This window comes from Bacillus sp. FSL R5-0431 (assembly GCF_038002985.1).
Lineage (GTDB): Bacteria > Bacillota > Bacilli > Bacillales > Bacillaceae > Bacillus.
Genome location: NZ_JBBOOG010000001.1, coordinates 198,908 through 212,212 on the forward strand (window position 1 = coordinate 198,908; position 13,305 = coordinate 212,212).

Annotated in this window: 15 protein-coding genes; 12 read left to right on the forward strand and 3 right to left on the reverse strand. The window is 40.5% G+C overall.

All coding sequences use genetic code 11. The features are described from left to right. Positions 1 to 9 precede the first annotated feature (9 nt). The 12 genes from MKZ03_RS01145 (at position 10) to MKZ03_RS01200 (ending at position 9,877) form a co-directional block, all read left to right on the forward strand. A complete protein-coding gene (locus MKZ03_RS01145; protein WP_341030673.1) occupies positions 10 to 525 on the forward strand; it encodes a HEAT repeat domain-containing protein in 516 nt (171 codons plus the stop codon). A 457-nt stretch (positions 526 to 982) separates the two neighbouring features. Beyond that, the gene (locus MKZ03_RS01150) at positions 983 to 2,110 is read left to right on the forward strand and encodes a DUF418 domain-containing protein (RefSeq protein WP_334750716.1); all 1,128 of its coding nucleotides are present in this window, start codon (positions 983 to 985) and stop codon (positions 2,108 to 2,110) included. Between the two features lie 162 nt (positions 2,111 to 2,272). After that, complete coding sequence (locus tag MKZ03_RS01155; RefSeq protein WP_003217079.1) at positions 2,273 to 2,644, forward strand: GntR family transcriptional regulator; 372 nt, start codon at positions 2,273 to 2,275, stop codon at positions 2,642 to 2,644. A 5-nt stretch (positions 2,645 to 2,649) separates the two neighbouring features. Then, a complete protein-coding gene (locus MKZ03_RS01160; protein ID WP_341030675.1) occupies positions 2,650 to 3,531 on the forward strand; it encodes an ABC transporter ATP-binding protein in 882 nt (293 codons plus the stop codon). Further along, entirely contained in the window at positions 3,509 to 4,114 is a 606-nt protein-coding gene (locus MKZ03_RS01165; RefSeq protein ID WP_307498894.1) for an ABC-2 transporter permease, read from the forward strand. Before MKZ03_RS01160 ends, MKZ03_RS01165 begins: the two co-directional genes overlap by 23 nt. Before the next feature lie 191 nt (positions 4,115 to 4,305). Beyond that, positions 4,306 to 4,521, forward strand: coding sequence for a helix-turn-helix transcriptional regulator (locus MKZ03_RS01170; RefSeq protein WP_012008754.1), 216 nt, complete (start codon positions 4,306 to 4,308; stop codon positions 4,519 to 4,521). Further along, complete coding sequence (locus MKZ03_RS01175; RefSeq protein WP_334750717.1) at positions 4,521 to 4,817, forward strand: hypothetical protein; 297 nt, start codon at positions 4,521 to 4,523, stop codon at positions 4,815 to 4,817. The genes MKZ03_RS01170 and MKZ03_RS01175 overlap by 1 nt, the downstream gene beginning before the upstream one ends. 55 nt (positions 4,818 to 4,872) lie before the next feature. After that, positions 4,873 to 5,817, forward strand: coding sequence for an alpha/beta fold hydrolase (locus MKZ03_RS01180; protein ID WP_341030676.1), 945 nt, complete (start codon positions 4,873 to 4,875; stop codon positions 5,815 to 5,817). 273 nt (positions 5,818 to 6,090) lie between these two features. Next, positions 6,091 to 6,753 carry a TetR/AcrR family transcriptional regulator gene (locus tag MKZ03_RS01185; RefSeq protein ID WP_307498899.1) on the forward strand — a complete coding sequence of 221 codons (663 nt, stop codon included), beginning with the start codon at positions 6,091 to 6,093 and terminating at the stop codon, positions 6,751 to 6,753. A 50-nt stretch (positions 6,754 to 6,803) separates the two neighbouring features. Beyond that, positions 6,804 to 7,478, forward strand: coding sequence for a bacitracin ABC transporter permease (locus MKZ03_RS01190; protein WP_341030678.1), 675 nt, complete (start codon positions 6,804 to 6,806; stop codon positions 7,476 to 7,478). 33 nt (positions 7,479 to 7,511) lie between these two features. Continuing rightward, positions 7,512 to 8,270, forward strand: a complete 759-nt coding sequence (locus tag MKZ03_RS01195) for a DUF4097 family beta strand repeat-containing protein (RefSeq protein WP_307498903.1) — start codon at positions 7,512 to 7,514, stop codon at positions 8,268 to 8,270. A 218-nt stretch (positions 8,271 to 8,488) separates the two neighbouring features. Beyond that, the gene (locus MKZ03_RS01200; protein ID WP_212041010.1) at positions 8,489 to 9,877 is read left to right on the forward strand and encodes an amino acid permease; all 1,389 of its coding nucleotides are present in this window, start codon (positions 8,489 to 8,491) and stop codon (positions 9,875 to 9,877) included. Between the two features lie 39 nt (positions 9,878 to 9,916). On the opposite strand, the gene MKZ03_RS01205 is transcribed toward MKZ03_RS01200, so the two are convergent. The 3 genes from MKZ03_RS01205 to MKZ03_RS01215 all read right to left on the reverse strand — a co-directional run bounded on the left by MKZ03_RS01205 (position 9,917) and on the right by MKZ03_RS01215 (position 13,220). Further along, positions 9,917 to 10,798 (reverse strand): glycerophosphodiester phosphodiesterase, encoded by an 882-nt coding sequence (locus tag MKZ03_RS01205; protein WP_340974309.1) that lies wholly within the window; start codon positions 10,796 to 10,798, stop codon positions 9,917 to 9,919. A 92-nt stretch (positions 10,799 to 10,890) separates the two neighbouring features. Continuing rightward, entirely contained in the window at positions 10,891 to 12,225 is a 1,335-nt protein-coding gene (gene glpT / locus MKZ03_RS01210) for a glycerol-3-phosphate transporter (protein ID WP_034664381.1), read from the reverse strand. 224 nt (positions 12,226 to 12,449) lie between these two features. After that, positions 12,450 to 13,220 (reverse strand): SurA N-terminal domain-containing protein, encoded by a 771-nt coding sequence (locus MKZ03_RS01215; RefSeq protein ID WP_307498907.1) that lies wholly within the window; start codon positions 13,218 to 13,220, stop codon positions 12,450 to 12,452. Between the last annotated feature and the right edge of the window lie 85 nt (positions 13,221 to 13,305).

A 13,305-nucleotide genomic window follows, 5' to 3' on the forward strand; every position in this document is an offset into this window, starting at 1 on the left:
TGATTGTCAATGAAACCAGAAAATAAGCTGTCTCAATCAGTTCAACAATTGGCAAATACAAATGAAGTAACGATCATTCAAGCAATAGGGGAATTGAGAAAGTTTGGAAAAGATGCAGTGCCCGTCCTTGTTGAGGCTTTAAAAGAAAGAGGATCTCTGCGGAACATTGCAGCAGCTGTACTTGGTGAATTTGGAGCAGATGCGGGAGAAGCAGCTGAGCCGCTAGCAAAGCTATTAGAAAGTGACGAAGAGGATACAAGAATGGCCGCTGCCATGTCACTCATGAGGATTGGACAGCCTAGCTTGCCATTCCTTCTGGCACTGGCTAAACGTTATGAGGGACCTACTTGTTTCTGGGCATCATGGTGTATCTCTTGGGTTGATCCATCAAAAATTGAAAAAAACATGTACGAGTGCTTAAAACAAGAACAAGAAAATCCAACAGGCAGCGTCACTCCTTTTGCTGCAGAGGAAGCATTAGGGAAAATTATCGCTTTTCAGCTAAAGGAAAAGGGGGATGAATAGTGGAAACGAAAAAACTCGATTGGCCTGGGCATCTTCCTTGGATTTATCCTTCAGATCAAAGGAAAAGTTAGAAAAACATTCAATTGGTTAGTAAGTGTAAGGGAGGAGAGAGTGTTGTTTCTATCAAACAAAGAATTAAAAAGAAACGCGGTTTTTTTCGCAGGGATTGGAGCGGTTTTGTTGATTTTAATGATATTGAAATGGTTTCCGATTCCTGCAGACTGGGAGCTGATGTTGATTTTTTTTGGATTGGGGATTTTGTTTTATTTGAAACGTGTGATGCGGAAAGAAGAAAATCATCATTCATAATTCATCAGTAAGATACCTAGAATGTATATTCTAGGTTTTTTTATTAAATTTACCTTAAAACGCATGTTTTCACATGGGTGTAGAGACCAATTTTTTGAAAGTGTGGTAGGATAAATATGCTTTTATATTTTCCGAAGGAGCTGTCGTGTTGAAGGGATCTAGGGTTGAGTTCATTGATAGTTTGCGTGGTTTTAGTTTATTAGGTATTTTGATCGTGAATATGCTTAATTTTCAATATGATTATGATTTTGAGAAAATGTTTGATTCGAGTTTTTGGGGGCAGGAATTCGGAGTTTATCTGACGGAAATTTTGTTCCAAGGGTCGTTTTATCCGATTTTCTCCTTTTTGTTTGGGTATTCTTTTATCAAGCTGATTGAATCAACGAAAGCCAAGGGACTAAGTACGAATGCCATTGTCGTTCGCCGGGGCTTTGGTCTTATTGTGCTTGGGATGCTGCATTACATCTTTATTTGGAATGGTGACATTCTTCTTTATTATGGAGCTTGTACGTTTTTCTTGATGATGTTTTTGAGCAGCCGAATCAAAACAATGCTTATTTGGTCGGGTGTGTTAGGGGCGTTGTCTTTAGTCGTTGTGCCATATATGATGAACTTTGTTTATGGGAATGATGATTTTTTAACCGATGTGTATGCGAAGGGTGCATATGGGGATATTTTGCTCAGCCGGGTTACGGTTGAAGACGATATGTTGATTGTGACCATTATTCTGGCGATCGTGACCATTACGCTTATGCCGATACTAGGGTTTCTTTTCGGTACGATGATGGTGGGTCCGTTTGCATTGCTAGGTATGGTGATTGGTAAACGAGGACATCTCACAGAAGAAGATCGAGGGATGGCCTATCGCAAAGGCTGGGTCTGGGTCATTGTCGTCGGGCTTGCGCTAAAATGTGCGACGTTCATTGATGCGCCTTGGAGTGAATTCGTTATGATTCTCGGTGGCTATGTGCTGGCGATCGGGTATATTCAAGCGTTTATTGTTTTTTACTATTCGAAAGCAGCTCAAGGCCTCAAACGTCTGCTTGCAGGACTTGGCCGTTTGTCCCTATCAAACTATTTGGCGCAGTCGATCATTTGTACAACGATTTTTTATTCTTATGGACTTGGTCTATTTGGACAGATGGGGTCAATGTTTGGGTTGCTGCTTGCTGTCGGACTGTACACAGCACAGCTGTTCATCAGCCATCTCTATTTGAAAAAATGGAGAAGAGGTCCTGTCGAGTGGCTTATGGGAAAATGGGTGTATTGGAGATAAATGGTGTTGGAGAAGACCGCATAGCTGAAGAGCTGTGCGGTTTTTTTAGTTGAGTTGCAATCAAAAAATAGTTGAATATTCTTTTAGTTTGTATATAATGTATATATAGTATATATACATTATTGCGTTCCAAACACCAGTACTGAAAAAAGAGGTTTTTATATGCAAATTACGATTTCAAACCATTCTAAGGAGCCCATCTATGAGCAAATTACGAATCAAATCAAATCGATGATTTTAACGGGTGAGCTTGCAGAAGGTGCAGCACTGCCGTCTATTCGAAAGCTGGCGAAGGATTTACAAATCAGCGTGATTACAACAAAGCGAGCGTATGAAGAGTTAGAGAAGGCAGGATTTATTTATTCAATTGTAGGCAAGGGATCATTTGTTGCGGAACAAAACCTAGAAGTGATGAGAGAGAAGAAATTGAAGGTGATCGAGGAACAGCTTGGAGCGGTTGTCACAAACGGAAAGGAATTAGGTTTATCTTTTGATGAATTGCAGCAGTTATTAAAGTTCTTGTATGAGGAGTGAGAAGAGTGGAGCTTGTGATTGAATTTAAAGGGGTGTCAAAACGATTCAAGGACTTTTCAGTTCAGAATCTCGATTTACAGGTCAAAAAAGGCTTTGTCACAGGGTTTATTGGGGAAAATGGAGCGGGTAAGTCGACCACCATTAAAATGATCATGAATTTGTTAAAACCAGATTCAGGTGACGTAAAGATTTTCGGATTAGATTATCATACCCATGAAAAAGAGATTAAGGAACGAATCGGATTTGTTTACGATGCCAACGTTTTTTTCCCAGGATTAAATTTAAAGGACATTAAACGAATTGTGGGACCGGCCTATAAACGCTGGGATGACCAGCTTTTTTATCAATATATTGAGCAGTTTGGTCTGCCGCTGCATAAAGCAATCAAAACATTTTCAAAAGGGATGCAAATGAAGGCATCACTTGCGATTGCTCTATCGCATCATGCAGAGCTGATTATTATGGATGAACCAACTGCTGGTTTAGATCCGGTCTTTAGAAGAGAGCTGCTCGGTACGTTACAAGAATTGATGATTGATGGAAATCGAACGATCTTTTTCTCAACACATATGACAACAGATTTAGACCGGATTGCAGATTATATTGCGTTTATACAAAATGGCAGATTGGTCTTTCAACAGTCGATTCATGAGGTAGCGGAGAATTATGCGCTTGTGAAGGGAAGCTTGGATTTGTTGGATCGAGACACTGAAAAAGCCTTTGTCCATATTCAACGTACAGCAGCAGGGTTTGAAGCATTAACAGATCGTATTGGTGAAGTGAAGCATATTTTTGGAGATGATGTTGTGATTGAACGGGCATCGCTTGAGGATATCATGTTTTATTTGAAAGGCGGTGTAGAGCATGTTTCATTTAATGAAGCGTGATGTGATTTTGCAAAAGAAACAGCTGATTATTTTTCTTCCGTTTATCTTATTTTTTATTCTCATGGATGTGCCTCCGGCATTGACGTTTCTCGTCGCCAGTTTCTTCATACCTTTTAACACATATGCGTACGATGAGAAGGCAGAAACGAATATCCTATTAAACTCTTTGCCTTATACACGTAAAGAAATTATCGCATCACGTTATCTTGGTGCCATTTTTTTTATGGTGATTGCGATCGGGCTGACAAGTGCTGCTTTATTTAGTTTTGGGAAGCTGTTTACGATGATGGATATCGCACTTGGCAGCGGGCTGTTTTTACTGTTTGCGGCGTTTACATTTCCTTTGTTTTATATTCTGAAACCCGGCTATATCTCAACGGCAGTGATCATTGTCTTTATCATTTTATCTGGTATAGGGCCGCCGATTATGGCTTATTTAGCAGAGCATTTCAGCGTGATCACTGATTTTGTGATGAATGTATCGATTCCGATTTTATATACTGGATCAGCTGTGCTCATCATGTTGATCTACCTCATGTCCTGGGGGCTTTCGGCCGCTATTTACCAAAGAAAAGTATTTTAATGCAAATATCATATGAACATTGATAGAGAATCATTCATTTTGAGGAAGGACTTTTCAAAATGGATGATTCTTATTTTTTTGATTCATGTGAAATTGACATGCAGAAGAAAAGAGGTTATTGTTAATTAACATAATGTTAATTATTTTTAACATAATGTTAAATAAACCATCCTTTAAGAAAGGAATTTGAAATGGAGATTAAAAATAGAATCAAGGTATTACGGGCAGAAAGAGACTGGACACAAAAGGATTTGGCAGAGAAGTTAGGTGTGACTCGTCAAACTGTGGCAGCTATTGAAAATGGTAAATATTCTTTGTCTTTAAAATTAGCATTTCAAATTGCTAGGACATTTGAAGTTGATTTGTATGACGTATTTCAAGAGGTTGACAAGGAGGAACAACAATGATGACGACGATCATACTTTATTCACTGATTATCCTTTCTATTTTAAGCACGGTCTTTCAATTTAAGAAAAACCGTGAATATAAACATGATGAACGAGGTCAATTTATTTTAGCGAAAGCCGGAAGTTTTTCTATTGTAGGTGTTGCTTTAGCTTATCTATTAGTTGTTCTCATTCAATCTTTAGTCCATCAATTCTCATCTCCAACAGAGTGGTTTTATATAGCGATTACTTTTATGTATGTATCAAGTGTTTGCGCAAATACAATCGGCATCATCTATTGTGAAAGAAAATATTAATTTTCATCGATGGATGTAAGCTAGGGTTCTTCATCATGAAGGGAAGAGAAAACCAATGAAAAAAATATTGAGAATCATGCTGATCTCCATAGGCACCATTATCACGGTCATGGTTGTTTTTCTAGCTACTGTTTATTTTGTAAACCTCATTAGTAATGAACGGGAGAAGGGGAAAATAGAAGCTTATGGGCAAAAGGTCTTGGTGGATGGGAAGCAAATGAATGTGCTCATTCAAGGCGATGGGAAAGAAACGATTGTACTGCTTCCAGGCTATGGAACTGCTTCGCCAGTGTTAGATTTTAAGCCGCTAGTAGATGAATTATCACCTTATTATAGAGTCGCAGTGATTGAACCATTTGGATATGGTTTAAGTGACGATACAGATAAAGTACGGACAAGTCAAAACATTGTAGATGAGATTCATGAATGTTTGCAGAAGCTCAACATTAAAAAGTATACGTTGATGGGACATTCAATTTTTGGTGTTTATGGACTAGAATATGTGAATCAATATGAAAAAGAAGTGTTAGCATTTGTTGGAATTGATAATAGTGTTCCTAAGCAGGAAACGGATGAATTACCGGTTTCCAGTTTGCAACTGCTCAATCAATCTGGCCTTTACAGATTGTTATTGAAAGTGAATCCAGATCAACTGGTGATGCCTAAAGTAGATGATCAAACGAAAGATCAGATTAAAATGCTGACCTTCCGAAATTTCTTGAATGAAAGCCAAGCTAGTGAGGCAGAAAACTTTAGAAACAATTTTAAAAACGCTCAACGATTACATTTTCCTAAGAATCTCCCCGTTGTTTTCTATCTAGCGGATCAAACGGAGAAAGAAACACCAAGCTGGAAACCAATGCATGAAGATCTACTGAAAAATGTAGATCACGGAAAAGTAGTTACTTTCAAAGGCGGCCATTATTTGCATCATACGAAATCAAAGGAAATCGCAGCTGATTTTAGAGAATTTCTAACTAACAACGAGAGTCACCGTTAGTGATATGCCCCCTCCACATCGTATAGTTACCCAAGGTTATTGAATCAAAACAGGCGTGTTGATTTGTTTTATGATTAAGAACAGATGAGGTGGGTGCCTGAGATAGTGGGGGAAGTGAGGATTTGGCATTGCCGGATGTTCCTGTGAATTTAAAGCTTGAGAAGACCGTGTGAGCGGTCTCTTTTTTATTCTATACAAATCTTTAAGAACAGTTTATAATGAAAAATACAAATATACATACCAACGGTCGGTATGTAAAAGGAGGCATTTCATTTGGCCAGAAATAAATATCCAGAAAAGACAATCCAGCAAATTTTAGATGTGTCGACGAAGCTGTTTCAGGAAAAAGGATTTGAAAAGACGAGTTTGCAGGATATCATCCAAGAATTGAACATGTCTAAAGGGGCTATTTATCATCATTTCAAATCGAAGGAAGAAATATTACGTGCCGTGATGGAGAGGCAATTTCGTCATGCGACTGAGAAGCTTGAAGATCTGATTAAGCATACAGAGGCAGCGCATGCGAAAGAGAAGCTGCAGCGTATTTTAGAGCAGCTAGTGGCAGATCCAAAATCTCATTCCATTGATGGGATCTTGGTTGACCAGATCAAAAATCCGCAATTTGTGGTTGAGGGAATGAAGGCAGGCGTCAATCAGGATGCGCTTAAAATCAAACATCTTATTCTTGAAGGAATTGATGATGGTTCGATAAATACTACATTTCCTGGGGAAGTGGCAGAAGTGTTTATGCTACTCGTCAATATATGGCTGAACCCTACGCTATTTGCTCGTGATGAGCAGGAAACTAGTCAGCGTTTACTGTTTTTACAACAGATGATGAAAGGTCTCGGAGTGGATGTGGTGAGTGATCTATTTATTCAAAAGGTCACAGCGCATCATGCTGGGATTGGTGGATATGATCAGCCTGGAACCTAAATGGTCAGATAAGAGACAAAAGGAAAATTCATTTCATAGGAGGATGCCTTATGCTTCAATTCGTAAAACTCGAGCTAAGAAAAGGCCATATGAAACATTATATTCAAGCTAGTATGATTGTCAGTATTGTACTACTGGTGTTTATTTATTTTGTCGCGTTTGCTGCACAGTTTGAACAGGAAATCGGTTTTCAGCAATATCCGAATATCTATTTGTTGACCAGTATAGTATGGATGATCTTTTTTTCGATCGTCACAGCCATGATGTATTGTCGAGAAATAGTGGGTGCATTGAAAGAACAAGAACCTCATTCATCCAGTATGAGGTTATCCCTCCTTTCGAGAATGGTTTGGATGCTCTGCTTCTCTACAATTGTCATGCTGTGTAGTATCATTCCTTCATTTGTTGTGTTTAGTGTCACTGAAACTTTCTTCCCCATTGTTCAGGATGCGCTGACAGCTGATGTGATGCTCACTGTGAGCAAAACGTACCTAGTGTTTACTTGTTGTATCAATGGTATTGGCATGATTGCGATGAGAGTGGGGGTAATGAAGAGGTCTATTTTCATGACCATTCTGACTGCGATTGTTCTATGTGCTGTTTTAGGAAACGTATTAATCGCTGTTTATGGAAATGATCAAATGAATTTCATTTTGTCAGGAGTCATGATGATAGCTGTCCTCATAGTGATCTTGGAATTATGGGGCCGCATGACCCGGCTTTAAGCGAGATAAGCGAGTACACAAGGAGGGAGACATATGGAGCATACGATTCTAATTGAAGAGTTGGTCGTAGAATTATCGCTGGATTGGCTGCTCGGAGAGGTGTTTATTCAACACCATGATCATCCTTATCTCATCATTCGTCAAACGGTCAATCAAGTGTTTCCAAAAGGTTATTTGATGCATCATCAGGTAAGAGATGGACGATTGTTCATTAAAGATAGACGGAAAAAAATACTCAGCTTAGGACTTCAACTTTATAAAACCGATGTCGCTATTTTTCTCCCTAAACGACAATTACAGTCCATTTCCATTCGTTGTAAAGGAGCAAATCTTCAGGCAGAGAGATTGAAGGTGGAGAATGTCTCTTGTCATTTAACGTCTGGAAAAACGATGCTATCAGGTAACATCAAGCATCTCCATTTAGAGACTGTAGGTGGGCTTATTTCTAGTCGGCAGCTTACCGTACAAAGGTTATTACTGCACGCCACATCGTCAAAAATTGAGTTGGCGGGTGCCTTTTTGGACGTTGATCTGCATGTAACAGGTAGAAGGATACAGATTCATTCTACAAACATGCTAGATTCACTTAAATCTACTTCAACAGGAGCAAATGTCAAAGTGGCGATACCGGAAAATGATGGGTTTACTTGTTATGTAAAGAAAAGATCCGGCGCTTTCCGGAATGACTTTTCTTGTCATCGAGAGAAGGAGAAAATGGTGCATAAAAATGGATTGCGATCCTTTGAGGTTGATATAAGAGGCGGTCAGTTCCTATTAAGTCATCAGATTTGAAATGACTTTCACCCTTTGATTCAATATATCAATATAAAACAATTTGAACATCTCTTTATGTCGGAATATTTTGATAATAGTGTTTCCCTCAAAAAAACAATTGTTTTTTAAGGGTAGATTTATTATGATAATATACAACGAAAGATTGATGTTTCTCAATCAGAATGAACATTCTGATTTTTATTTTTTATGTTGTTTGTTGATGAGGGGGAAGAAAAGTGGCTCAAAAAGAATTAAAGAGAGGGTTAAGTGCCCGCCATATTCAAATGATCGCACTCGGCGGCACGATTGGTGTTGGCTTATTTATGGGGTCAGCCAAGGCCATTCAATGGACAGGTCCATCGGTTCTTCTAGCGTACGCAGTATGTGGTATCTTTATTTTTTTTATTATGCGTGCGATGGGAGAAATGTTATACGTTGAACCGAGTACAGGTTCATTTGCTACATTTGGTCATCAATATATTCATCCGCTTGCGGGGTATATGACAGCTTGGAGTAACTGGTTCCAGTGGGTCATTGTCGGGATGTCGGAAATTATTGCAGTAGGCGCTTATATGAAATATTGGTTCCCAGACCTGCCAGCGTGGATTCCAGGTTTAATCGCGATGATTATTTTGGGAGCGGCCAACTTGATTTCGGTTAAATCGTTCGGTGAGTTCGAATTTTGGTTTGCAATGATCAAGATTGTGACGATTATTTTGATGATCATTGCAGGTCTAGGCATTATTTTCTTTGGATTTGGAAATGGCGGGACGCCTATTGGCTTGTCTAATCTGTGGGCGCACGGCGGGTTCTTTACAGGTGGATTTACCGGATTCTTGTTTGCGTTGTCGCTCGTCATTGCTGCCTATCAGGGGGTAGAGCTGATTGGGATTACAGCAGGTGAAGCACAAAATCCAGAAAAGACGCTGACCAATGCCATCAAAAGTATCATCTGGCGTATTTTGATCTTCTATATCGGTGCGATCTTTGTCATTGTGACAGTGTATCCTTGGGATCAGCTGAATACCCTTGGCAGTCCATTTGTGGCGACGTTTGCGAAAATTGGGATTACAGCAGCTGCTGGTATTATTAACTTTGTCGTCATTACAGCAGCGATGTCAGGCTGTAATAGTGGGATTTTCAGTGCGGGACGTATGCTTTATACATTAGGTGTGAATGGACAGGCGCCTGCTTTCTTCACCAAAATTTCGAAGAATGGCGTGCCGTATTTTGGGACATTTGCTGTGCTGATTGGTCTAGCGATAGGAGTTGTCCTCAATTATGTTGCGCCACCAAACATTTTCGTCTATGTGTATAGTGCGAGTGTACTTCCTGGTATGGTGCCTTGGTTTGTGATTTTGATTAGTCATATCGGCTTTAGAAAGGCGAAGGGATCTGCGCTTGATCAACATCCATTCAAGATGCCGCTAGCTCCGTTTTCTAATTATCTTACAATCGGTTTCTTACTGATGGTGCTTGTATTTATGCTCATTAATCAGGATACGCGTATTTCTCTAATCGTGGCCATTGGGTTCTTGATTGTAGTAGCGCTTAGCTTCTATGTCTTTGGGATCGGGAAACGGAAACCGATCGAAACAGCTTCTTCTGATCAAACGGTAAAATAATCAAAGGCCTTGCGGGATGGACCGCAAGGCTTTTTTTGTTTAGAGTGAAGCTTTCACACGGTTAAAGACATCTGGAAAGTTGGTGAAAAGACCGGTGACGCCGTATTGCAGTAAACGGGTCATGTCTGCTTCGTTGTTTACCGTATATGGGTGGAGGAGGAGTCCGTGGCTTCTGACCTGCTGTACGTTTTCAGGTGTCAATGCTCTAAAGTTTGGCCCGACACCCACTGCATAAGTTTTGATGAAGTCGAGCTGATCGTCTGTGATGGACGTCATTTGGGTTCTGTCTAATAGCTGTACTTTTGGAAGGCGTGGAGCTAGTTTCTGTAGTTTTAGCAGGCTGTCTTGACTAAAGGATTGGATCATGACTTGCCCTTTTCTTGTGTGTTTCCCGAGAAGATGATGTTTTTTTAGGGTCGCCATTAGTTTTTCTTCCATTTGCGAATAGATGTCTGGTTTTTTTGTTTCAATATAATAATTCTCTCGTTTGCCGAAATAGCGCAGCACCTCATCTAATGTGAGTACTCGCTGTCCGATATAGTTGGCATTTTGTCTGTCGGGATTGACTTCGTTAAACCATGTACCGGCATCAAGCTGTTTGATTTCGGCAAGTGTGAGGTCTTTGACCCAGCCTGTTCCGTTTGTGGTCCGGTCAACGGTTTCATCGTGCATGACGATGAGGTGTCCATCCTTTGTCATTTGAAGGTCGAGTTCGAGGTAATCCACATTCATCTTTGTGGCGAGTTTGTAGGAAGCCAGGGTATGCTCTGGTGCATACCCTGATGCTCCGCGGTGTGCAACGGTTAAAATACGATCTGGAGATAAAAGATGTTCATGTGCCGATATGGTGGTCGGCACCCACGCAAAAGACAGTAAAGCAAAAGAGAGCAACACGAAAGCAAGTAATCTACTTTTCTTCATATTTTATCCTCCTTTTACGGTAACTGCCTTCATCATAAGAAATAGATGTAAAGGGCATGTTGGGTGGATATGAATCTTTTATGTGATTTTCATTAAGCTTGCTCTACGCGCTTCCCTGTATTCCATGTCATCGCCAGGAAGACAATCGCAAGCACACAAGAACCAACCAGTAAAATGAAGCCTCCTGTCCAGTCATAGTGATCTACGACGACGCCCATCATCGCATTGGCAAAGGCAGAGCCGCCAATATAGCCAAAGAAGCCAGTGAGTCCGGCCGCAGTGCCAGCCGCTTTTTTAGGAGCAAGGTCAATGGCTTGAAGTCCAATGAGCATGACAGGTCCGTAAATTAAAAAGCCGATGCTGATAAGGGCGATGTTATCGACCATTGGATTGCCAGCAGGGTTTAACCAGTAAACGAGCACCGCAATTAATACCCCAGCCATAAAGAGGACGCCCGCTGGTGCGCGGCGGCTTCTAAAGAAGCGGTCACTGATCCAGCCGCACAATAATGTGCCGGGAATGCCTGCATATTCATAAAGAAAATAAGACCAGCGTGAATGCTCTGGTGAAAAGCCCTTTGCTTCTGTTAAGTAGGTCGGCGCCCAGTCCACGACACCGTAACGGACGAAGTACACAAAGACATTGGCAATGGCGATATACCAAAGGAATTTATTGTTGAGTACATACTTAAATAAAATCTCTTTCACTGTTAATTCTTTTTCTTGATCTTCATACTGCTGTGCCGGATAGTCATTGCGATATTCCTCGATTGGCGGAAGACCAGCGGATTGCGGGGTATCCCGGACGAGTAGAATGATCACGATGGAGACGATAATGGCAATGATGGCAGGGAAGAAGAAGATACTTTTCCATGTCGCAAACAGCACGATCCCTAAGGTGATGAGCGGTGCAAGAATTCCCCCGCCGATATTGTGAGCGACGTTCCAAATAGACATTTTCGTTCCACGTTCACTAACCGAAAACCAATGCGCCATCGTGCGTCCGCATGGCGGCCACCCCATGCCTTGGAACCAGCCGTTTAAAAACATGAATAAGAACATGATCCATACACTTGATGTCACCCATGGAAATGAGACAAATAGGATATTGATAAGGGCTGATAGAAAGAGTCCGGTGGCTAAAAAGTATCTTGGGTTACAGCGGTCTGAAATCATCCCCATGATGAATTTACTAAAGCCATAGGCGATGGAGACAGCTGCGAGTACAAAGCCTAATTCACTTTTCGTGAACCCTTCTTCCTGTAGATAAGGAATAGCAAAAGCGAAATTTTTGCGCAGCAAATAGTAGCCCGCATACCCGATAAAGATGCCTAAAAAGACTTGCAGCCGCAGCCGCTTATAGGTCTCGTCTGTCTTGGCATCATCAAGTCTGTCGATATGCGGAGCGGGTTTAAACCATTTAAACATAAAGATCCTCCTCCTGTAGTTGTCCGATTGACTGAAGCAAAAGTACGAGATCGGCGTTTGATCTTGTACTTTTTAAGAGACAAAAGAATTGATAACGCTTTCTTTTGTACTCCCATCATATCGGAAGGAGGAGATGTTTATGATGAGGCTTTTGTCATTATTTTGGAAAAACAGTTCATCAAGTAACGAAAAAATCCGCACAATGGCGGATTTTTTCTTAGCTGTTACATAGACACATTAATTTTCGCAGATTTCTTTAGTTTTTCAATTTCTTTTTGTACTTCTTTCTGCTTTTCTTGAGATTCTAGCTGTTTTTTAATTTGTGATTTAACCTCTTTGTATTCAGGTGCTTTTTGCTTTTGTTTTTTCATTTCATCTGCGTATTGATCATAGTACGCTTTGACATCCTTTTCAGAGACGGACGCTGATTTGATTTCTTTGTCGACATACTGGCTGTATTTGATGCTGTCGGCAATGTCACTTTTCAGCTGATCCATTGTGAGTCCGCTTTTCTTAAGGGCTTCTTCAAATTGAGCGTTGTCTTTGAATTGTTTCTTTTCTTCTTTTAGCTGTTTATCTACCTGCTTGTCAGAGGCTTTGATGCCCTTCTTCTCAGCATCTTGCAGGATGAGCTCTTGACCTACGAGCGCATCAATGGTTTGTTTCTTGACTGCTTTTGCGCCTTCTTTAGATGTTGGGTCTTGCCCTGATTGCTGAAGCTGGCCTTGAATGGTCGATAAAGCACTATTATATTCATTACCTGTGATTTTGTCTTGGTTGACGGTCGCAACGACCTTTTGATCATCGATTTTTTGTGCGTCTAATTTCTTTTGCATCTCTTCCATTTGCTTTTGCTGTTCTTTTTGGTCAGCCTGTGTTGTTTCCTTGCTTTTGGCTGAATCGTTTTGCTTATCTTGTTTGGCATCGTTTGACGAGCAGGCTGCAAGCCCAACAGATAACAGACAAGCGATGAGTGTGTATGATACCTTTTTCATCATTTTCTCTCCCTTCGGTATGAGAACATCTAGTGCGCATTCTAACCGTTTTTTAGGAAAAATAAAACCGTACAGACAATTTGTT